This is a genomic window from Paraprevotella clara YIT 11840, assembly GCF_000233955.1.
GTDB classification, from domain to species: Bacteria; Bacteroidota; Bacteroidia; order Bacteroidales; family Bacteroidaceae; genus Paraprevotella; species Paraprevotella clara.
The window spans coordinates 28002-49882 of record NZ_JH376642.1 but is presented as its reverse complement, the minus strand read 5'-3'; the positions used below and the strand labels follow the sequence as shown (position 1 = coordinate 49882).

Below are 21881 nucleotides of genomic sequence, written 5' to 3'. Positions count from 1 at the left end.
GTTTTGGTTATTATCAGTCTTAATTTTTGCTGTTAACCCACACAGCTTGTCTTTTTGACATACAAAAATAGATATTTTTTCCGTGAAACGTTCTTTTTTACGGAAAAATAATTCAAAAAAACGAGTTTTTATTTTTTTCATACCGTGCGGACCATTAAAATAATGTATATTCGCAACATTTTCTATCTCGAATAAGAAAAATATCATGTGGGAAGTCCATTCGTCAGATAAAATCAGAATCAAAGACATAGCCGAACGTTCCGGTGTTTCGGTGGGTACGGTAGACCGTGTGTTGCATAACCGCCCCAATGTATCGGGCAAGGCGAGAGCCAAAGTGGAGGCTGTATTGAAAGAAATCAATTATCAGCCTAATATGTATGCCAGTGCTTTGGCATATAACCGTAAATATACGTTTTGCTGTCTGCTACCCGACCACGACCGAAATGCTTATTGGACCAACGTGGAAAAAGGTTTGCAGCAGTGTATCCTTAACCGGGGCGATTTCCACCTTTCGCTGATTACGGAGTATTACGACCAGTTTGAAGGTAGTTCTTTTGCCGTTGCCGCCGAGCGCATTTGGGATAAAAAGCCGGACGGGGTGGTCATTGTCCCACAGAATTTCGATGTGACTCAGGCATTTTGCCGCCGGTTGCAGGAACAGGACATTCCCTTTGTTTTTCTGGATTCCAATGTTCCCGAGATAGAGCCGTTGGCTTTCTTCGGACAAGACTCCTTGAAGAGCGGTTATTTTGCCGGGCGCATCTTCATGATGCAGGCCGGAGAACACGCCCGACGTATTTTGTTGATGAAGCTCATGTCGAAAGGACGTGTGGCTTCCCGTCAGCAAGAGTACCGTGAGGTGGGTTTCAGGGAATACATGACGACATATTATCCGGATTGCGAGGTGGTGGAACTTTCCCTGCAACTTGACGGAGAGGACGGCTACGAAAGTCGGATACGTACGTTTTTGGATGAACATCCGGACGTCCGGCATTGCATCACGTTCTGTTCCCGTGCTTACATTTTGGGTGAATACTTTCAACGTAACGGCTTGAAAGATTTTCATTTGTTCGGCTACGACATGGTGGAACGGAATGTGGAATGTTTAAAACAGGGCACGATTGATTTTCTTATCGCCCAGCATCCGTGGAAACAGGGCTATAACAGCGTGAAGGCCCTGTTCAACCATATCGTATTGAAGAAAGCCATACAGCAATGCAATTACATGCCGCTTGAATTGTTGACGGCTGAGAATTATATTTATTATACGGCCGACGAGAAATAACAGGCCGTCTACATGTAAACGTTGTGAAATGTCTATAAATGGAAAAAGTGTGGCAGCCATCAGTCCGCTGCTCGTTTTCGTGGTCCTTTATCTCGTGACCAGCATTATCGTTCGGGATTTTTATAAAGTGCCTATTACGGTGGCTTTCATGGTGTCGTCCGTTTATGCGGTTGCGACTATGCGTGGCGTTCCGTTAGAAGAGAGGGTAAAGGTGTATTCCCAAGGTGCCGGTTCGCCGAACCTTATGCTGATGATATGGATTTTTATCCTTGCAGGAGCTTTTGCCGCATCGGCCAAAGCTATGGGGGCTATCGATGCGACGGTAAATCTTTCCCTGCGACTTTTGCCGGACAACCTGCTGCTGGGAAGTATTTTTCTGGCGGCGTGCTTCATCTCGCTTTCCATAGGGACTTCGGTCGGTACGATTGTGGCGTTAACGCCTTTGGCGGCAGGCATCGCCCGTGAGACAGGAGCCGGCCTTCCGTTATTGGTGGCCATCGTAGCCGGAGGAGCTTTTTTCGGCGACAACCTGTCGTTTATATCCGATACGACCATCACGGCAACCCGTACGCAAGGGTGTAAGTTGAGCGACAAGTTCAAAGTCAATTCACAGATTGTCATGCCTGCGGCAGCCATTGCGTTCGCATTGTATATCTTTATGGGAGTACATATCCACGCACCGCAACAACTGCCCGAAGTGGACTGGATTAAAGTGGTTCCTTATCTGGTGGTGCTGGTTACGGCCGTCGTGGGAGTGAACGTCATGGTAGTCTTGGTGCTCGGGTTGGTATTGAGCGGTGTGGTTGGTGTTTTTACGGGTACATACGATTTGTTCGGTTGGTTTGCTGCCATGGGAGAAGGTATCACCGGAATGGGGGAACTGATTATCATTACGATGATGGCGGGCGGACTGATGGAAATCATTCGCTACAACGGAGGTATAGATTATATCCTGCACGCACTGACCCGGCATATACGTTCCAAACGCGGGGCGGAATTAAGCATAGCGGCATTAGTGAGCGTTATCAACTTGTGTACGGCTAACAACACCGTAGCCATCATTACGGCGGGGCCGCTGGCTCATGACATAGCCGGAAGGTACGGAGTGGATAAACGTAAAAGCGCGAGTATTCTGGATACGTTTTCTTGTTTTACGCAAGGGCTGATTCCATACGGGGCACAGCTCCTGATGGCTGCCGGGTTGGCATCCATCAACCCGATAGACATCATACCTTATTTATATTATCCATTTATCATGGGAGCCTGCGCGCTGCTGAGCATTCTGTTTCGTTACCCGAGAAAGTATTCCTGACAAGGATGAATGCCCGGCCGGATTGCGGGGTAGAACTATTAAAAAAGAAAAAGCCGATGAATGCTGAATTAAAGGAAAATGCCGGTCTTCCGGCACATATATTATGGACATTGGCCATCGTGGCCGGTATTTCCGTAGCGAACCTGTATTACAACCAGCCGCTGCTGAACCTTATGCGGGCCGATTTGGGCGTCTCGGACTTTCAGGCCAATCTGATAGCCATGATTACGCAAATAGGATATGCGCTCGGTCTGCTCTTCATCGTACCGCTCGGCGATCTGTACCGCAGGAAAAAGATTATATTGATCAATTTTCTCCTGCTCGTCTTTGCCTTGCTGACTATGGCGATGGCTGAAAATATTTATACGGTTTGGGCAGCTTCTTTAGTGACGGGTGTTTGTTCCATGATTCCCCAAATATTTGTTCCCATCGCTTCCCAATACTCCCGCCCCGAGCATAAGGGTCGCAATGTGGGAGTGGTCATTTCCGGTCTGCTTACCGGAATATTAGCCTCCAGAGTGGTTAGCGGTTGGGTTGGAGAACTGTTGGGATGGCGCGAGATGTACTTTATTGCCGCCGGACTGATGTGTATCTGTGCCTTCGTCGTCCTGAAGGTACTTCCCGACATACGTCCTACGTTCGAGGGGCGATACAGTACTTTGATGAAATCCCTGTTTCACCTTCTCCGGGATTATCCGGCCCTTCGCATTTATTCCATACGGTCGGGATTGGCCTTCGGAGCGTTTCTGGCGATGTGGTCATGCTTGGCTTTTAAGATGGGAAACGCCCCGTTCTATGCCGATAGCGATGTAATCGGCGGATTGGGGTTATGCGGAATCGCTGGGGCACTCACGGCTTCTTTCGTAGGGAAATATGTGAAACGTGTGGGCATACGTAATTTTAATTTCATCGGTTGCAGTCTGATTTTGTCGGCATGGGCTTCATTGTATTGGGGTGGAAACAGTTATGCCGGTATCATTGCCGGAGTCCTGCTTATCGACATCGGTATGCAATGTATCCAACTCAGCAATCAAGCCAGTATCTTTGAACTGTGTCCCTCGGCCTCCAATCGTGTCAATACCATTTTCATGACCACTTATTTTGTCGGCGGTTCCATGGGGACTTTTCTGGCCGGAAGTTTCTGGCACGTCGGCGGATGGGCAGGTGTGACCGCAGTCGGCATCTTGCTGACGTTATGCTCTCTTGTCATCACATTGTATTCCCAAAAATAAGAAGGAGTTTCCTCTATGGAATTATTCTTCCAGCCAGTCATCCGACGGGCTGAAAGCCTTGTCGGCAAAAAGCTCTGCCAATCCCGATATTTGCTTCAGTCGCAGAAGTTCGTCTTTGTCCATCCCTATATTGCGTATGATCCAACTGTCCGACATTCCGGATTTGGTCAGTTCAGACACGATGTGGCTCATCAATTCCACCGAATGCATGCCGCGGGCCCGGTTGTGCCGTATGGTAGATGCCATGCGCTCCGAAAGGTCTTTGTCGATGACGGAAACGGGAAGCAAGCCCCTCTCCCGTTCATAAATGCGTGGTGAGGTTTTCATGACCTGGTAACGATGGAATCCGTCCACGATTTCATACACGTCTTCGTCTTTCCGATAATAACATACGCAGGGCATGGTGTAGCCGTCTTCCCATATCGAAAGTTCCAGAAGTTTCATTTCAGGAGGAGCCACTATGTTAGGGTTATATTCGTTCGCCACCACCTTTTCGATGGGCACCGCGATAATATTGTATACAGGGCTTTTATATTTGTCCATGTTCTAACGATTTATATTTCTTCATTACTCTTTCGCGCTGTTCTTTTTCCTGTTTGGTCTGTGCAAATCCCATGTATTTGCACGTATGGTCGTTTTTCAATATACAGATACACATGCGTTTATAGGTCGGTATCTCCTTAAATTCGGGAATGTCGATGTCGTCCAGATATTCCATTCTTACCGGCTGCTTGTCCGTATGGTAGGCCGTTTTCTCTCCGAGTGTAAAATCCACACCGGCTTCGCGTAACTTTTGTATCGTCTCTTCACTCAAGCATCCTCCCCGCTTGCGCCAGAAACGGATGCTTACGTCCAGTTTGTTGAGATAGTTCTGCCGAGTGGATTCCGGGAGCGTGTCTAAGAGGAAATACATATATTCTTGCCAAGAAAAGCCGGGAGGACATTTAATCATCCTCCACCCCATTGCCATGGTACGGCCATACATACCTGCAAAGTTTACTCCGTTGACTCTGCCTAACATTTTTCCCCAAGTGTCCGGATCGATGATACGATAAACTTTCAACGCCGAGATGGCTTGGGAAATAAACGGACTGGCCACACGCTGGTGAGCGATAGGAATTCCGGCCTGATAGTACAAGTCGTACAAATGGTTGTATGTCCATTGGAATTTTCCGTTGGCAGTCCAGATATCCGTGGTTTTCCAGTCGTAAATGGGATATGCGTTGTATATGTGATGGTCGAGCCTGTGAGTCCATTTATAATAGGCCAAACGTTTGTAGTTTCTGTCACTGTGTATGCTTCTCCATCGGTTGAAACTCTCTTGCGTGCGTATTCCCACCAAGCAACAGACACGCTTGCATTTCTTTTGCATACGTAACCATGGGGCAAAAAGGTGTTGGAAATCATAGTCCCATAGTTCCTCGTTGAAAAAGTCGAAGTCTTTGGCCGTATAACAATCTTTGGGCTTTTCCCGAACCCAGATGTCACGCTTGCTCTCCTCCCACGGACGCCAATAGGATTGGTACATGGAAGTGCAAGTGGAAACTTTAAAAGGAACGCAACAGTGGTATACCTCCAGAATATCAGGATGGGAAGCCATGGTTTGTTCCACATATTCCGTAGTTTGCCGGTACTGTGCCTCGTAATCCATGTGGAATACTCCAAGTTTCCGGCCCGGTTCATACTTTCGGAGGTAGTCGATACATAAGTTTAAAAGCACGCCGCTGTCCTTACCTCCGGAAAAGGATACATATACATAGTCGAAATAATCAAAAATGATTTTTAATCTCCGTTGCGTGGCTTCGTATACATTTAACTGGCGTATCATATTTCAGGGACAGGAATATACTCCATTTTATCATAAAGAGTCAGTTGTTTATCCGTTCGGAAATGATTTTGACGGAAAGCCTCCGTATGACGTTTATGCACCAAGGCCGTCAGTAAAGAGTCGGTTCCTAAATCGTCGATGACACGATGCAACAAAGCATCAATCGTTTCCGTACGGTCTCCTTGTATGTAGTAATTGTCTATATGGTAACTCTTTTCATTTTTCTTCAAGGGGATGAATCCGACGATTACTCCGTCCGATATGGCGATATACCACAAGTAGCGGTTGGAGGTTTTAAAGGGATAATTATTGTTCTGTCTTAAAATGGCCGGGTTCATGACCAACGGTCCCACAAGCGGATACAGTCTGGCATCCACCCCGTTCAAACGCATTATCTCCATGCTTACAGGTAATTTTGTCCGACGTTCACTTATTTCCTTTTATTTTCATTCTTCCGACTCGAAAAAGTCGATATCTATTCGTTTCACCTCAAAGGTGTTGGCAGTAAACACCCCGATATTATAATCTATCATGTATTCACACAGTTGATTCCCATCTATCAGCACGATTTTGATATTGTTCTGCGGTTTAAATTCCCGTGCTCCCCGACTGAACGAGGATGTGGTAATGAATATCCCTTTGGTGGCTCCTTTGCCGGCCAAAGCACCGACAAATTTTTGTACTTCGGGACGCTCCACTACGTTATTCCAACGTTTAGCCTGGATATAAATGTTGTCCAGACCGAGTTTATCTTCTTTGATGATACCGTCTATGCCTTCATCCCCACTCTTTCCTACCACCATGCCCGCAGCCTCGTTTAAGGAACCGCCGTATCCCATCGCTACCAGTAATTTGATAACCAAGGCTTCGAAGAAGCCCGGGTCTTTTTTTAAGATACGCTCCAACAAATCTTGCGCCAGTATATTGCGTAACTTCTTATATTCCTCTTCCATGATGATGTCCGGTGTCTGTATGACACACTCAGATTCCTGTTTGGAGTTCCGCTTCGGTTCACTGTTTCTGTTGGATAAAGCTATCCATTCCTTATAAGCTGGATAGTTGAAAAGCAATTTCATATTAATATGCTCCGGACGAGTTTGCAACAGGCGCAATCCCGCCTCCGTAATTCTATATTGTGCACGTTGAGGAGTTTCCAGCAAACCGGCTTTTTGCATGTGGGTTTTGGCCCATCCTACGTTACTTCTGAAACGCGTGGTCCTATTGCTGGGTAACATTTCCTTTATATCGGTTTCCGTCAGATGAAACTCTCTGATAAGTGCGTTTTGTATTTCTGTCATTGAATGGACGCTGCCGTCTTCTAATTTCCGAAGAAAAGGCAGCATGCAGGATTGGAAGTCCGGTATCATTGTTTATCGCTTGTTATATAGTGTCCAAAAGTACGAATATTTTTTCAGAAATCCATCGTATTTTTGCTACAAAAAGCATTTGTCTTACGATTTATCGGTAAAAGCGATATGTTGCGTAAAAGGCGGAAGCCGACAAGAGGTAGCCCGGTACGGTTTCATCAGAAAATTGCGTTTTCATTTGCCTCTGCGCCCGCCTTTCACTACCTTTGCATTCATAACAGGCTTTTGGGATGAAATACGGAAAGATGAGTAAATATATATATGGCCTTGCTTTTGCCATGGCTTTTTTATGTGCATGCCGAGGTGAAGATGGAAGTTGTTCGTTGTCCTTTCAGCAATTGAAAGTTGAGAAGACCGTACCATTGGACAGCAGCGAACACTCGCCTGCATGTAAAGTTATCATAGAGGCGGACGAGATAAACGACACGACCCGTGCCGCCCGGAACATGAACCGGACCATTGCCTTTCATCTGTTTGGAGGAATGCACCGTTCGTTCGCCTCGGCTGCCGATTCGTTCTGTCTGACGTACGCGGAGCAATACCGGAGAGATTTGACCGATTTGTACAAAGCCGACCGGCAAAGCGGCATCAACTCCTCGTGGTACGATTACAAATACCGGATGGCCACGGAACACAAAGACGGACTGAACGGATATTTGTGTTATCTGATTCATAAAGTAAAGTACGAGGGAGGAGCACGGGAGTACCGGGAGGAGCAATGTTTGAATTTCGATACAGAAACAGGTGAGTTGGTGAAGTTGGAGGATGTGTTGCCTCCTGCTTCCTTGGCCTTGCTTCCTTCCCTGCTGACAGAGGAACTCCTGAAAACGTACGGTTGCCGCAACCGGAAGGAATTGCAGGATAAAGGCATACTGCGGCTTACCGACATTTACATTCCCTTGAATTATGAACTGGGAAAAGAAGGTATTACTTTCATTTACAATGCCGACGAGATAGCTGCGTACGAAGTCGGGGCTATCAGGCTGACTTTGCCGTACAGTAGGTTGGAAACCCATACGAAATAAAAAATAAAGATATATGGAGCTGATTTTAAAATACTTTCCGGAACTTTCGGAAAAACAGACAGAACAATTCCATCAGTTGGACGCGCTCTATCATGATTGGAATGCTAAAATCAATGTCATTTCCAGGAAAGACATCGACAATCTGTATGAACATCATGTATTGCATTCCTTGGGAATTGCCGAATTCACTCGTTTCAAATCCGGCACTGAGATTATGGATTTGGGGACGGGAGGCGGATTTCCGGGAATACCCCTCGCCATCATGTTCCCCGACTGCCATTTCCATCTGGTGGACAGTATCGGTAAGAAAATCAAGGTTTGCATGGAAGTGGCTAGGGAGCTCGGGGTGGAGAATGTGACTTTCCGCCATTGTCGGGCAGAGGAAGAGAAGGCCAAATTCGATTTCGTGGTAAGCCGTGCCGTCATGCCGTTGGCAGATTTGGTCAAGATTATACGCAAGAACATTTCTCCCGTGCAGCACAACGCCATCCCCAACGGCCTTATCTGCCTGAAGGGGGGCGAATTGGAGAAAGAGACGAACCCGTTGAAGAACCGCACAATGGTTACCCCGTTGAAAGAGTTCTTTACGGAAGAATATTTTGCCACCAAGAAAGTGGTGTACGTTTCACTTTAAAAGTATAGGAAAGATGCTGGACATAAAAAAAATTCCGGTAAACATGCTGGAGGAGAACTGCTACGTCGTGAGCGACGACACCCGTGAAGCCGTCGTCATAGATTGCGGTGCCCTTACCGATGACGACCGCAGGCGGATTACGGATTATATTGAAGACCGTCGTTTACAGGTCAGGCACCACCTTTGTACCCACATGCACTACGACCACTGTTTCGGGGCCGCCTTCATGTGGGAGACCTTTCATGTCGGTCCGGAGTTCAACCGGGCGGACGAACCTATATATAAAGGTATGGGAGCGGAGATATTCGGACCGTTGGCACAGGTGATGAAAGAAGGGCTTACTCCGGCGGCTGCACGTTACTTGACGGAGGGGGATGACATCTTGTTCGGACATCACAAGTTGACCGTCCTGAGCACTCCTGGACATACCCCCGGAGGTATTTGTTTTTACTGTGCCGCAGAAAAAGCCGTATTTGTCGGTGATACTTTGTTCTATTGCAGCGTTGGACGAACGGATTTCCCCGGCGGGGACAGTGAAGCCTTGTGCGAGAGCGTCAGGAACAAGCTGTTTACACTGCCGGAAGATACCCGTGTCTATCCCGGGCACGGGCCACACACTGAAATCGGATTCGAGAAAGCCCACAATCCATATATAGGATAATCGGCATCTTTCGTTTGTAGACATTTCATACGAACTTGTTTTTATTGGTTTTCAATCTCTTACGCATCCAAAATCACCTTGCGCCAAACGAAACGCCGTTCTGCGGCAAACGATTTTTCATTCTGCGGCAAATGAAAAACCGTTTGCCGCAGAATGATTTTTGTATGTAAGTTTCATCATGTCGCGGTTTAATTCAAAAAAAGCTCTCTTCCGACTCACGTCGGAAGAGAGTAACAACACAAACACAAAATAAAACACGACAAAACTATTCTGCACACTAACCTGCCTTAAATAGTTCAAAGCGTGACATTCCCGCCTATTCACATATTGGAAATACCAACCGGATTAATGTGCAATTACGCATAAAGCGTTTTCTGTGTCCTTAATCTATTTACATTATTCCTTTTTCGCGTAACACGCATTGCCATTTCCAGGCAGAGGCTAACACGTCCTCCAACGGGGTCTCGGCTTTCCAACCCAACACTTTGTTGGCTTTGTCCACGTTGCCCCACACCTTTTCGATGTCACCGGCACGGCGTCCTACGATCTTATAGTTCAATTTCACACCGGTAGCTTTCTCAAAAGCGTTGATCAATTCAAGCACGGAAGTACCCGTACCCGTACCGATGTTGTAAACCTCCACCGGTTCGGTGGTCTGGTCTTCCATGATGCGCGTCATGGCGCAAACGTGTGCCTTAGCCAAATCCACCACATAAATATAATCGCGGATGCAAGAGCCGTCCGGCGTGTCGTAATCGTCTCCGAACACACTCAATTCCTTACGGATACCCATGGCCGTTTGCGTCAGATAGGGAATCAGGTTCTGAGGCACACCGTTCGGCATTTCGCCGATAAATGCCGTGGGATGTGCACCGATCGGGTTGAAATAACGCAGCAAAATGGCCTTTATCGGAGAACCGCTCTTGATGGTGTCCGCGATGATTTCTTCGTTAATCTGTTTGGTATTACCGTATGGGCTTTCCGCCTTTTTGATGGGGGTCTCCTCTGTCGCAGGTAGCACATCCGGCTGGCCGTATACGGTACATGATGAAGAGAAGATGATACCCTTCACATCATACTTCGGCATCAACTGCAGCAGATTAATCAGGGAAACGATATTGTTATGATAATACAGCAACGGTTTCTGTACGCTTTCACCTACAGCCTTGCTCGCTGCAAAATGAATGATACCGCTAATTTTCGGATATTTTTTGAATACGGACTCGGTGGCGTCGAAATCGCGCAAGTCTACTTTCTCAAAAGCCGGACGAATGCCGGTAATCTTTTCGATACCATCCAATACATCTTCACGTGAATTCGAGAGGTTGTCTACGATGACTACGTCATAACCAGCCTGCTGGAGTTCCACCGTCGTGTGTGAACCGATGAATCCGGTACCGCCTGTCACTAAAATTGTCTCTTTCATATTAGTAAGCTTCGATTTTTTGTTTTTGTAACAGTAGCAAATGTACTAAATTTAATTATATGTTGTATAATTTTAGGCTATAAAAAACCGATACGACCTGCATTTTCTTTGCAGGTCGTATCGGTTTTGAAAAAACGTGGCAGATTAGAGGCTCAGAAATGCCTTCAATCCGTTGTCTACTCCACTGAAACCCATAAATGCCATGGCCAATAGACCGGCGGTGACTAACGCGATGCTCATGCCCTGCATCCCCTTAGGTACGGACACGAGGTTGAGTTGCTCGCGGATGCCGGCGAAAATGACTAAAGCCAGTCCGAAGCCCAACGCAGTGCTTAGGGCATACCATACGCCCATCATCAGATTGAATTCCTTTTGGATAACCAATATGGCCACACCGAGGACGGCACAATTGGTAGTAATCAAAGGTAGGAATACCCCTAAAGCTTGGTAGAGCGAAGGGGAAACCTTTTTCAGGATGATTTCCACCAGTTGCACCAATGCCGCAATGACCAGGATAAAAGCTATGGTCTGCAAGTAGCCGAGGTTGAGCGGATTCAAAACATAATACTGCAACAAGTAAGTCACCAGTGTGGCGAGCACCAAAACGAACGCCACCGCGCCCGACATGCCTAAGGCCGTATTGATTTTTTTGGATACGCCGAGGAACGGACAAATACCGAGGATTTGTGACAACACGACGTTGTTGACAAATATGGCGGTAATGAAAACGATTAAATACTGATATATTGCTTCCATATTGTTCTAAGTTTACAAATTACGCTTTCTTCAGTTTGTTCACAATGGCAATCAAGTAACCTAATACGATGAAAGCTCCGGGAGCCAACACGAACATCAGCATGCCGTAGTCTTCCGGCCAAACTTCCAGACCGAAGATTTTACCCGTTCCCAAAATCTCGCGTACGGCTCCGAGGACAGTCAAGGCGATTGTGAATCCTAACCCCATTCCCACTCCATCGAAAAACGAAGGCACCACTCCGTTTTTACTGGCAAATGCTTCGGCACGTCCCAGAATGATACAGTTCACCACAATCAAAGGGATGAACAAGCCCAATGTGGCATAAATGTCGGGTACGAATGCCTGCATGCACATTTGCAAGGCGGTTACGAAAGATGCGATAACGACAATGAATGCCGGAATACGCACCATGTCGGGAATCAAATTCTTAATTAAAGAAATTACCACGTTGGAACATACGAGCACGAATGTGGTGGCCAATCCCATCGACATACCGTTCAATGCGGAAGAAGTCGTACCCAAAGTGGGACACATACCCAGAAGAAGTACAAACGTCGGGTTTTCTTTGATGATACCGTTCATCAACACTTTAAAATTATTCATATTACGTCCCTCCTTTCTTTAATGAATAGAATCACTTCCGGTTCCGGTTGCGTTTTCCACCCGTCCGACCTGTACGCTGGCTCCGCTCGCTGCATCGCTGGTATTTCCTTTAAACGCCTGATAAGCGGCATTCACGGCATTCAGGAAAGCCCGGCTGGTAATGGTAGACGCCGTGATGGCGTCGATGTCTCCGCCGTCTTTGGATACGGCCAGTTCCTTCTCTCCCGGATTCCGTCCGATAATGTTGCCCTTACCGCCTTCCTGGAACCATGTGTCGGCTTTCACACCCAGTCCGGGGGTTTCCACCGTAGCCAGAATCGTATAGCCCAGAATATTGCCGTCCTCGTTGAAGCCTACCAATATTTCGAGTGGTCCGCCAAACCCATTGGTTACAGCTTTCACAGCCGTTCCCTTGTCGGTTTTATAGAGAGTATAACCGTTTGCTTCAACCGGTTCTTCCACTTTCAAATCGCCGGGTTGGCTTCCCAAAATCACTTTTTTGATGCCATCCTGCAAATTCTTTGCATTGATTTCGGCAATGGGGCCTTGTGTCACCTTATTAATATAAGCCAAAGTCCCGCCGGCTATGAGGGAAATGGCGGTCAGCACCAAGACCATATTGAGTAATGAAGACTCTAACTTTTTCATTTTTTTACGACCTCCCCGAATCTTTTAGGTTTACAATAGGTGTTAATCAACGGCGTAAAGGCGTTCATAATCAGGATGGCGAACGACATGCCTTCTGGATATGCGCCGAAAGTACGAATGACTACGGTGAGAAGACCTATGGCCACTCCATAAATAATCTGCCCCTTCGCTGTCATGGGTGAGGTTACGTAATCCGTAGCCATGAAGCAGGCACCCAGCATCATACCGCCCGTCAGCAACACTGTTACGGGAGACGCATAAACGGGATTGTACAGATGAAGCAGTCCGGCCAGTACAAAAACGGTAACCAGAATGGAGACCGGAATGTGCCATGTCACGATGCGTCGGGCCAACATGTAGGCCAACCCTATCAATAAGGCCAAGGCGCTCACCTCGCCCAAGCATCCCCCGGTCTGCCCGACGAGCATGTCGATGGCGTCCGGTAGCCTTTGGAGCACGGAAGCGTCTCCGCTCTTGATGGCTTCCTTCATGACGGCCAACGGAGTGGCACCCGTCTCGGCATCAAGGTAAGCTGCCATTTGTCCGGGCACAGGCCATGTGGTCATCTGCACCGGGAATGAAACCAGAAGGAACACGCGCCCCACCAATGCCGGATTGAAGGGATTACACCCTAATCCGCCGAAAGTCATCTTGCCGATGCCGATGGCTACCAACGCTCCGATGAGGATGATCCATATCGGCAGGTTGGAAGGCAGGTTGAAACCCAACAGCAGTCCGGTCAGGATGGCCGAACCGTCGGTTATCGTTACGCGGTCGCGTTTCAATACATATTTCGTTATAGCCCACTCGAAGAACACGCAGGCGGCCACGGACGTGGCCAATACGATTGCGGCTCCCAACCCAAAGAAATACAACGAGGTCAGCAGAGCCGGTATGAGTGCGATACACACTCCATACATATTTCTTTGTACACTATCCCGTCCATGCACATGGGGCGACAGCGATACAATTAATTTCTTTGCCATAATCTTTCTCTTTTATTTTGCATTACGAGCCCGGATGAGGGCCATTACAGTAGTCTTACCCATACGGATATTATCCAACATCGGGCGTGTGGAAGGACAGGTAAACTGGCACGACCCGCATTCGATACATGACGTGATGTCGTTCTCTTCGGCCAACTCCCAGTTGCGCAACGCGGAAGCCGTGGCCAACAAATAGGGTTCGAGCCCCATCGGACAGGCACTGACGCATTTGGCGCAACGGATGCAGGGCTGCGGTTCCGCACGGCGGGATTCCCTTTCGCTCATGAGCAAAAGACCGGAAGAACCTTTGCATACCGGTACATCGAGGTTCATCAGCGCCTTTCCCATCATCGGGCCACCGCCGATTACTTTTCCTGTATTTTCCGGCAAGCCGCCGCATTCCTCGATGAGTTGGTTCATCGGCGTACCGATACGGGCCAACAGGTTGGAGGGGTTTTGCACTTCCTTGCCGGTCACGGTGATGACACGTTCAAACAGGGGCTTGTTCTTCATCACCGCTTCGTAGATGGCAAAAACCGTACCTACATTTTGCACCACTGCTCCTACGTTAATGGGCAATGCTGGCGGTGCCGGGACTTCACGTCCGGTAACAGCGGCAATCAACTGCTTTTCTCCTCCCTGAGGGTATTTCACTTGCAAAGGCACGATCTCAATATGCGAATAAGCTTTCGCTTTCTCCGTCAGAAGGGCGATAGCGTCCGGTTTGTTGTTCTCGATGCCGATATAACCTTTGTCCACACCTACCGCCTTCATGATCAAATCCACTCCCACCAGGATTTCGTCCGGCTTTTCCAACATCAACCGATGGTCGGCCGTCAAGTACGGTTCGCACTCCACGGCGTTGATGATGACGCATTCGGCTTTTGTCCCTTTTGGGGGAGTCAGTTTCACGTGGCAGGGGAACGTGGCACCGCCCATACCGACAATACCGGCCGCTTTCACCTTGTTCACGATGTCTTCGGCCGTCAACTCCGGCCTTTGGGCCAATGTCACCAAATCGGGGGTCCGATCGATCGTCTCGACCCATTCATCCCCTTCCACGTCTACAAAGATGGCCGGACGACGGTAGCCGCTGGCATCGACAATCGCATCTATCTTGCTCACTTTTCCGGACACGGAGGAGTGAACGGGAACTGACACGAAGCCGTCTGCCTCGGCCAACATCATGCCTACTTTCACTTCATCCCCTTTGGCTACGACCGGTTTGGCCGGTGCGCCGATATGCTGATAAAGCGAAAAGACAGCTTGTTTGGGCAGTCCGGCCCGGCGGATGGGAGAAGTGGCGGAAAGTTTGTTTTCAGATGGATGAACTCCACCTATCTTAAACGTTTTCACGATATTCTTTTTTAATTTGACAATCCTATGAATTATGCTTCTTTCTTTTCTTCCGATGTAACGGTGGTTACAGGCTGTGCTGCGGGAGCGGATACCGGTCGTGCAGCCGGCTCGGCTGGTTTCGGGGCTGCTGTTGCAGCCGGTTTCTCCACTTTCGGCTTACGCGGTGGGAAGTTGATGGCATGGATGGCTCCTTTCGGGCAAGCTTCCTCACACTTTCGGCACAACTTGCACTTTTCCGGGTCGATATAGGCCAAATTGTTGTTGAGAGTGATGGCCTCGAACGGACAGGTCTTCACGCACTTACCGCAACCGATACAGGAAGCCTTGCAAACTTTGTTAGCCACAGCGCCCTTGTCGCGGTTTACGCACATCACGACCATTCGGCGGTTTTTCGGTCCTTTCGGCCGGAGCTCGATGACTCTTCGCGGACAGGTCTTGACGCAGGCACCACAAGCCGTACAGCGTTCTTCGTCCACTTCGGGCAACCCTGTTTCCGGATTGATGGACAACGCACCGAACTGGCACGCCGCCACACAATCGCCGCCTCCTAAGCAACCGAATGCACACGCTGTCTCCCCTGTGCCCGCTAACAGTTGCACGCGGCAACTACGCACTCCGTCGTAATCCACCACACGCGGACGATTGGCACAAGTCCCGTTGCAACGCACAACGGCGACTTTCGGGGTACTGGCCGTAGCCGCAAGCCCCAAAATTCCGGCTACTTTTTCCATAACCGGTTGTCCGCCTACGGGGCATAACTTGCCTTCGAGCGAACCGCCGTCTGCCGCTTTCACGCAAGCAGCGGCAAAACCGGCACATCCCGGATAACCGCATCCCCCACAATTGGCTTGCGGCAAGACTTCGGCCACCTGTCCGATGCGTTCATCTTCTACGACAGCAAACTTCTTGGATGCCGCATACAGCATGATGGATGCCACCAGCCCTACGACTCCCAGAATGATTACTGCAATCAAAATCACGTTCATAACAATGTTTATTTTATGTGTTTAATGGTAAATGAAAATTTTCTTGTCAACCTGTTTTTGTTGAGATAGAGCACACCGTAATAGGCTGCCAGGCCTACTAATGCCATCAGGGCTGCCAATGGCTCGTCAGTCGTGACTTGTAAAGTAGCAAGCAAGACAACCATCAATAGCAACAACGGCGCACCGTAAGCCCAAAACACGGCTGTCAGTCCCATTTCCACACTTCCGGTCAGGAGTACTTCCTCTCCTACCCGGTAAGAAAATGCTTCGGAGCTGACAATATCGACCAGCTTCTCTTTGCTTTCCGATGAATTACACATTTTTTTAGCTACACAAGATGAACACGCGGAAGCTTGGGTTATCTGCACACAGATGTGTTTTCCTTTCACGCTTTTCACGGTACCTCGATGTATGATTATTTGGGCCATTTTGTAAACTCGATATTGCAAATCGCCGCAAATGTAGCATTAATTTAGTAACTAATAGTAGGTATTTAAATAGAAAATTCTCCGTATTTGTTTTTTTTAACCTATCAGGTTTTTCAAGCAATTCATCACTTCTCATATCCGGGATTCTGGGATAAGCGCGGATTCAAAGACAGCACCTTGGCTGGGATAGGAAACACCGTGGTGTAGCCTGATGACTCACCCTCCAGTTGCGGACGGTCGGTGTAAGCTTGCGTATAGGTGCCGAAACGAATCATATCCTGTCTTCTCCATCCTTCCCATACGAGCTCCAACTTACGTTCCTCCAGGATATTGTGAAGGGTAGCCGGACGAGGATACATACCAGAACGTTGCCGTACTTCGTTCAGCTCGGTTGTTCCGTCTTCCCCGTTTCTTATTTTAGCCTCGCTTTTCATCAGTAATACGTCGGCATAACGAAACAATACGATGTCGTTGTCCGACAATTTACCGTCTTTTGTGCTTTTCAGGTCTACTTCATACTTCTTCATCCGTGCACCGGCGGATTTCTCGTAAGGTTGTGCCGATACGTCCAAGCGTATGGCCCACGGTAGATACTCCAGGGTACTTCCGTCATCCAGTTTCACCGGGTTGCCATTTGGGTCCAAAACCGTTCCGGCAAAGAAACTGTCTTCGAAGCGATGGTCTACCGAATCAGTATCGTAACCGAATGTACGTAAAGTTTCAACCGTAGCACTGGTTCCATTCTCTCCACTCAGTCCGTAAGCCTTTCCATGGTTGTAATGGCGGGAACGGAATAAATATTGCATTTGGTTTTGCAATGCATGTTTATCCATCGGTATCGTAAATATATTTTCTTCCGAAGGCTCGTTATAGACCACGAAATTATCAGCCATGCGCGAGGATAATTGGTATCCCATACCCCGTATCGAATCGCAATACGCTTGTACGGCCTGCCATGCGTTCAGTGTTTGGGAGCCAATTTTCACTCGATATGTTTTTCCACTGGGACGGCTTCCGTCCGTCCAGTCGTTATCCGTGTAAATCTCTACATTCAGGAATAGCTTGGCCAACAGGAAACAGGCTACCGGACGGGTCATCCGACCATAATATTCACCTTTTTGATTGCTGTGCGCTTCATTCAGATAAGGCAATGCCGCCTGCAATTCGTTTACGATAAACTTGAATACGTCCTCACGTTCGCTTTGGTTGACATCTTTCATGGGGGTGGACGAAGATAATACCAAAGGTACACGCCCGAACATATCTAACAAATAATAGTAGTACATCGCCCGAAAGGCTCTGACTTCTGCCACATAATTTTTCAATTCTGCAGGAGCATCCTTACGGTTCTGCAGTTCCGTCAGACGTTCTATCGACTTATTGCTAAGCACAATCACTTTGTATAGATACTCCCACGAAGCTGCTATCACGTCATTATTGACTCCCCAATCGTGCAGGAACAGTCCTTGCCAAAGTCCGCCGTCGTACCAGTCTCCTCCACGGGTCGGCAACAAGGCTTCATCTGTGGTCAGTGTGTTCAAGTCATATACGCCTCGACAGGTTCCCTGCAACCCTTGACTGTCTTCGTATCCGCCTACATAGTTATAGAGGGTAGCTACAGTGTTCAGATATATATTGGCTGGCGTGTCATAAGCGTCCTCTTCGGGTAACTGGTCTCGCGGGGCTTCATCTAAGAATCCTGCACAACCATAACAGCAAATAAGGGTATATCCCGCCCATAAAATCCACTTTCTCATGTCGTCATGCTTTAAAATTGAATAGTTAATCCCAAGGTATAAGAACGATATACCGGATAGTTCCGTTTGTCGTCCACTCCGAGTGTGGCATCTACGATATAACTGTTGATCATAGGAGTCAGTCCGGAATAGGCTGTAATGGTAGCCAGATTGTTTACCGAAGCCGATAAACGCAGATGCTGCACGTATTTGCCCCATTTCTTCAACGGGATATTCCAACCGATAGTCAAATAATCAAAATTCACGTAGTTTCCATTTTCGAGCCAGTAATCTGTAGCAGTCTGATCGTAAATGTTACGTTGGGGAGCGGCTGCCATTACGTTGTAATCGGGAAAACTTCCCATATTCATATAAGCCAAGGCCGTTCCATTATAAATTTTATGTCCGAAAGCACCATTGATTTGCAACGATACGTCCACATTCTTATAACGGAAGCTGATGTTGGAGCCCAATAGAGTCTTGGGAGTGGCCTGTCCGGCTACGTAACGGTCTCCTCCGTCTTCCAAGTCCACACCTCCCCCGTCAAGGTCGGCTATCTCGTATGCGTATGTTCCGTCTTCGCGTTGGATGAGTCCTGTGCAATGGGGTAAATAAAAGACACCCAAAGGTTGCCCTACGATTTGGTATACGATGTGATTGTATCCACCATGAAAGCCTGCACCGGTTAAGTCGGCAATCGGTGTATATTGTGGAGCCGACATATATTCTCCATTATACATTCCGCTCAGAGAAAGTAGCTTATTGCGTTGGAACGTTACATTGACGTTGACGTTCAGTTCCATGTCTTTTTTACGCAAAGGAGTGAAGCCGAATCCTAATTCCACTCCGCTGTTACGCATGGATCCCAGATTGGCCAGCAATTTATTATAGGCAAAGGGCGGTACGCTTACATCATATTGATACAGCATGTCGTCCGTGACGGAATGGTAATAATCAAATGTGAAAATAGCCCGTCCGTCCCAAAAAGCAGCATCCAGTCCAATGTTCATCGTACGTTTTACCTCCCAACGCAAGTCAGGATTGGCATTGCGTATCAACCCCATTGTCACCGTTGGGTCACCGCCAGAGGATACTACGCCATTGGGTTTCACCAATTGGAGGGAATTGTAAGAATCAATGGCATCCTGATTTCCTGAATATCCATACCCGAATCTGAGTTTCAGATTGTTCAGCCAGTAGAAAGACTTCATGAAATTTTCCTCACTCAGAATCCAGGCCGCGGAAAGCGATGGGAAAAAGCCCCAACGATGGTTGCGTCCTACCTTGGATGAAGCATCGGTACGCATGTTTACGGTAGCCACATAACGATCGTCATACACGTAATTGACACGTCCTAAAAAAGATGCCAGACGAGGATTCTCATAATAAGAGCCCGTCCCCTCCCATAGTCTTACGGCTCCGGCCTGTAGGTTGTGAAAACCAAACTTATCGGTTGTAAAATTCGTGACAGTCGTATGGAAGCCGGACATAACACGTTGTTGCGCTTCTCCCAACAGGAGAGCGTCCAGTTTATGTTTTCCAAAAGCTCGATTGAAGTTCAACATCACGTTTCCCAGCACATCTTCCACCTTCTGTTCGCTTCGATAAGCTTGTCCATGTGCCCATACGGTAGTAGGAAGATATTGTCCGTTATCTATGACATTGTACAAGTAAGATCCGAAGGCGGAAAGTACCAAATGGGGGGTTAGGACCAGCTCCATTTTCAGATGGGCATTAAAATGTGCATTCGATTCTTCGTCGCTTACTTCCATCCAGGCCAAAGGGTTGGTAATCCAACTGGCAGTTGTCACTTGATCCCAACCGCCCGTCGCGTTCTTATGGGCCGGAAAAGTGGGATTGAAAGCTGCGGCTGAATAAAATGTCTTTTGTATATCTACCAAATTGTTGCTCTTACGTACGGCCCCCATTACCCCCAGGTCGAAACGCAGGCGGTCATTGAACGCCCGTTGCGTAATGTCTATCTTGGCCATGTAATTCCGGTAGTCCGAACTTTTCACTACGTCTTTTCGATCCAAAAGTGCCAGAGAAGCACGATAATAAGAGGATTCCGTACCACCTCCAAAAGCTACATGATGATTTTGTACCCATCCCATACGCGTAATTTCCTCTGGAAAATTCGTGTCATAACCTAAATCTAAAATAGATATACCGCGTTCGTGTGCCACGCTCCTGAAAGCATCTCCGGAAAGCATTTTCATGTTTTTATAAATAGACTCGACACTGAAATTCCCGTCGTAACTCAAACTGAAACTTCCGCTGTGTCCTTGTTTGGTACTTACTTTTATGACACCCGAAGCACCTCGTGCGCCATATTGAGCCGTTTCTGAAGCATCTTTGAGGATCGTGAAACTTTCGATGTCGGCTGGAAAAATCATACTTAACGTACTCAAATCAGCAAACACGCCATCGATGATTACCAAAGGGTCATTACCTCCGGTAAGGGATGTTGTACCCCTGACACGTACGGAGTTGAGCATGGCCTCCCTTCCTGGTAACATGCTGACACCGGCTACTTGTCCGTTAATAGAGTTCAAAGGGTTGGAAATCATACCTTTGTTCATTCTCTTTTCAGAAATCTGATCTACGGAACCGGCTACGGTTCTTCGGTCTCCTGTAGCATAGCCGATTTGCAGTATGTCTCCTCTCATTAATGAATCAGACAACATCCAGGGAATGGAATCCGGCAGAATCACTTTGTTCTGTGCTGCGAGAGGATATATATGGCATAATGCCAAAGACAAGGGTAATCCCATTCGCCCCAACCATAAAAATGTCCCTTTTTTCATAAGCAAAGAGATTTAAGAGTAAACGTTGGTACACTTTGAGTATTTACATAGGCAAATATACAGAAAATCCTTTAGATAAGCTCACTTTCAAAGGGAGAAAAATAAAGGAAAAAATAGAAGATAGACTCTTATATTTCTGTTCTCTAAGCATCAGATATTACAAAGCTAAATAAAAAGAGACATCGTTACCGATGCCTCCTCTGAATAAAACAACATTGAAGTGTTATTTTTTCTTATATCCACATTTCGGACATACTCCCTCTTTGTTTAAGGTAATACCGCATAATGGACAACGTTCGATATTATTTTTCGTTTCAAATTCGGCAGAACCGGCATTCACTCCGCTCGTAAAGGTGATCTTAGCAATATTTAATTTCTCTTTTAGGAGATCATATACGATTTTAATCATACCTTCTACAGTCATAGTTTCCTTGGTTACTACCAAACGACAGTCAGGATAGGCTGTAGCGAGCGGAGTTTTGAATGCTTCGCCTTTCATTTTGTTCTGGGGATGACCATTCTTGATACCTTGCTTTTCGTACACATCGAGAATAGCCGGTAATAAAGGGTCATCTTCCCGAAGAACAAGGGCATGGTCAAAATTTTTAAGCACGTCCCAAGCTACTTTCTGAATTTCGTTACATGGATAAACCATGTTTACACCTTCATTTACCGTGTCTTCCACTTCAATGGTCAATACACCGGTATGTCCGTGAAGGTACTGGGCTTCGCCTTGGAAGCCATAAAATCTGTGCGCATACTGCAAGTCAAATGTGGTGATACTTCTCATTTCAAAAACAT

At 47.4% G+C, this 21881-nt stretch carries 21 protein-coding genes; 6 read left to right on the top strand and 15 right to left on the bottom strand.

The features are described from left to right. Nucleotides 1–205 precede the first annotated feature (205 nt). Genes HMPREF9441_RS15425 through HMPREF9441_RS15415 form a run of 3 tightly spaced genes read left to right on the top strand, consistent with a single transcriptional unit; the run spans nucleotide 206 to nucleotide 3829 of the window. The gene (locus HMPREF9441_RS15425; protein ID WP_008622777.1) at nucleotides 206–1285 is read left to right on the top strand and encodes a LacI family DNA-binding transcriptional regulator; all 1080 of its coding nucleotides are present in this window, start codon (nucleotides 206–208) and stop codon (nucleotides 1283–1285) included. A gap of 28 nt (nucleotides 1286–1313) precedes the next feature. Beyond that, on the top strand, nucleotides 1314–2597 hold the full coding sequence (locus HMPREF9441_RS15420; RefSeq protein ID WP_008622776.1) for a Na+/H+ antiporter NhaC family protein: 1284 nt from the start codon (nucleotides 1314–1316) through the stop codon (nucleotides 2595–2597). Between the two features lie 56 nt (nucleotides 2598–2653). Then, nucleotides 2654–3829, top strand: coding sequence for an MFS transporter (locus HMPREF9441_RS15415; RefSeq protein WP_039865544.1), 1176 nt, complete (start codon nucleotides 2654–2656; stop codon nucleotides 3827–3829). A 21-nt stretch (nucleotides 3830–3850) separates the two neighbouring features. Here HMPREF9441_RS15415 and HMPREF9441_RS15410 read toward each other — a convergent pair whose 3' ends face one another. The 4 genes from HMPREF9441_RS15410 to HMPREF9441_RS15395 are packed head-to-tail and all read right to left on the bottom strand — an operon-like array spanning nucleotide 3851 to nucleotide 7024. After that, the gene (locus tag HMPREF9441_RS15410; RefSeq protein WP_008622774.1) at nucleotides 3851–4372 is read right to left on the bottom strand and encodes an IbrB-like domain-containing protein; all 522 of its coding nucleotides are present in this window, start codon (nucleotides 4370–4372) and stop codon (nucleotides 3851–3853) included. Then, nucleotides 4359–5657, bottom strand: coding sequence for a DUF3440 domain-containing protein (locus tag HMPREF9441_RS15405; protein WP_008622773.1), 1299 nt, complete (start codon nucleotides 5655–5657; stop codon nucleotides 4359–4361). Before HMPREF9441_RS15405 ends, HMPREF9441_RS15410 begins: the two co-directional genes overlap by 14 nt. After that, nucleotides 5654–6058: a hypothetical protein gene (locus HMPREF9441_RS15400; RefSeq protein ID WP_008622771.1), complete on the bottom strand. Its 405-nt coding sequence runs from the start codon at nucleotides 6056–6058 to the stop codon at nucleotides 5654–5656. Before HMPREF9441_RS15400 ends, HMPREF9441_RS15405 begins: the two co-directional genes overlap by 4 nt. 45 nt (nucleotides 6059–6103) lie before the next feature. After that, entirely contained in the window at nucleotides 6104–7024 is a 921-nt protein-coding gene (locus HMPREF9441_RS15395; RefSeq protein WP_008622770.1) for a restriction endonuclease, read from the bottom strand. A gap of 245 nt (nucleotides 7025–7269) precedes the next feature. On the opposite strand from HMPREF9441_RS15395, the gene HMPREF9441_RS15385 reads away from it, so the two are divergent. From HMPREF9441_RS15385 to HMPREF9441_RS15375, 3 genes are read left to right on the top strand one after another with little or no spacing between them, the layout of a single operon-like run. After that, a complete protein-coding gene (locus HMPREF9441_RS15385; RefSeq protein ID WP_244949812.1) occupies nucleotides 7270–8049 on the top strand; it encodes an RsiV family protein in 780 nt (259 codons plus the stop codon). A 13-nt stretch (nucleotides 8050–8062) separates the two neighbouring features. Then, on the top strand, nucleotides 8063–8683 hold the full coding sequence (rsmG, locus tag HMPREF9441_RS15380) for a 16S rRNA (guanine(527)-N(7))-methyltransferase RsmG (protein WP_008622766.1): 621 nt from the start codon (nucleotides 8063–8065) through the stop codon (nucleotides 8681–8683). A gap of 13 nt (nucleotides 8684–8696) precedes the next feature. Beyond that, nucleotides 8697–9344 carry an MBL fold metallo-hydrolase gene (locus HMPREF9441_RS15375; RefSeq protein WP_008622765.1) on the top strand — a complete coding sequence of 216 codons (648 nt, stop codon included), beginning with the start codon at nucleotides 8697–8699 and terminating at the stop codon, nucleotides 9342–9344. Nucleotides 9345–9735: 391 nt separating this feature from the next. Here HMPREF9441_RS15375 and galE read toward each other — a convergent pair whose 3' ends face one another. From galE to HMPREF9441_RS15320, 11 genes are all read right to left on the bottom strand, one after another. Next, nucleotides 9736–10770, bottom strand: a complete 1035-nt coding sequence (galE, locus tag HMPREF9441_RS15370; RefSeq protein WP_008622763.1) for a UDP-glucose 4-epimerase GalE — start codon at nucleotides 10768–10770, stop codon at nucleotides 9736–9738. Between the two features lie 144 nt (nucleotides 10771–10914). After that, nucleotides 10915–11526, bottom strand: a complete 612-nt coding sequence (gene rsxA, locus HMPREF9441_RS15365; RefSeq protein WP_008622762.1) for an electron transport complex subunit RsxA — start codon at nucleotides 11524–11526, stop codon at nucleotides 10915–10917. A gap of 19 nt (nucleotides 11527–11545) precedes the next feature. Then, the gene (locus HMPREF9441_RS15360; RefSeq protein WP_008622761.1) at nucleotides 11546–12130 is read right to left on the bottom strand and encodes an RnfABCDGE type electron transport complex subunit E; all 585 of its coding nucleotides are present in this window, start codon (nucleotides 12128–12130) and stop codon (nucleotides 11546–11548) included. Nucleotides 12131–12148: 18 nt separating this feature from the next. Further along, nucleotides 12149–12778, bottom strand: a complete 630-nt coding sequence (locus HMPREF9441_RS15355; protein ID WP_008622760.1) for an FMN-binding protein — start codon at nucleotides 12776–12778, stop codon at nucleotides 12149–12151. Beyond that, nucleotides 12775–13764, bottom strand: coding sequence for an RnfABCDGE type electron transport complex subunit D (locus HMPREF9441_RS15350; protein ID WP_008622759.1), 990 nt, complete (start codon nucleotides 13762–13764; stop codon nucleotides 12775–12777). The genes HMPREF9441_RS15355 and HMPREF9441_RS15350 overlap by 4 nt, the downstream gene beginning before the upstream one ends. Nucleotides 13765–13776: 12 nt before the next feature. Further along, the gene (rsxC, locus tag HMPREF9441_RS15345; RefSeq protein WP_172634985.1) at nucleotides 13777–15123 is read right to left on the bottom strand and encodes an electron transport complex subunit RsxC; all 1347 of its coding nucleotides are present in this window, start codon (nucleotides 15121–15123) and stop codon (nucleotides 13777–13779) included. Between the two features lie 29 nt (nucleotides 15124–15152). Then, a complete protein-coding gene (locus tag HMPREF9441_RS15340; RefSeq protein WP_008622757.1) occupies nucleotides 15153–16109 on the bottom strand; it encodes a Fe-S cluster domain-containing protein in 957 nt (318 codons plus the stop codon). An 8-nt stretch (nucleotides 16110–16117) separates the two neighbouring features. After that, nucleotides 16118–16537, bottom strand: coding sequence for a SoxR reducing system RseC family protein (locus tag HMPREF9441_RS15335; protein ID WP_008622756.1), 420 nt, complete (start codon nucleotides 16535–16537; stop codon nucleotides 16118–16120). A 125-nt stretch (nucleotides 16538–16662) separates the two neighbouring features. After that, on the bottom strand, nucleotides 16663–18294 hold the full coding sequence (locus tag HMPREF9441_RS15330) for a RagB/SusD family nutrient uptake outer membrane protein (protein ID WP_008622755.1): 1632 nt from the start codon (nucleotides 18292–18294) through the stop codon (nucleotides 16663–16665). An 11-nt stretch (nucleotides 18295–18305) separates the two neighbouring features. Then, nucleotides 18306–21047 (bottom strand): SusC/RagA family TonB-linked outer membrane protein, encoded by a 2742-nt coding sequence (locus HMPREF9441_RS15325; protein WP_407946636.1) that lies wholly within the window; start codon nucleotides 21045–21047, stop codon nucleotides 18306–18308. Between the two features lie 256 nt (nucleotides 21048–21303). Continuing rightward, entirely contained in the window at nucleotides 21304–21870 is a 567-nt protein-coding gene (locus HMPREF9441_RS15320; protein WP_008622751.1) for a 6-pyruvoyl trahydropterin synthase family protein, read from the bottom strand. Between the last annotated feature and the right edge of the window lie 11 nt (nucleotides 21871–21881).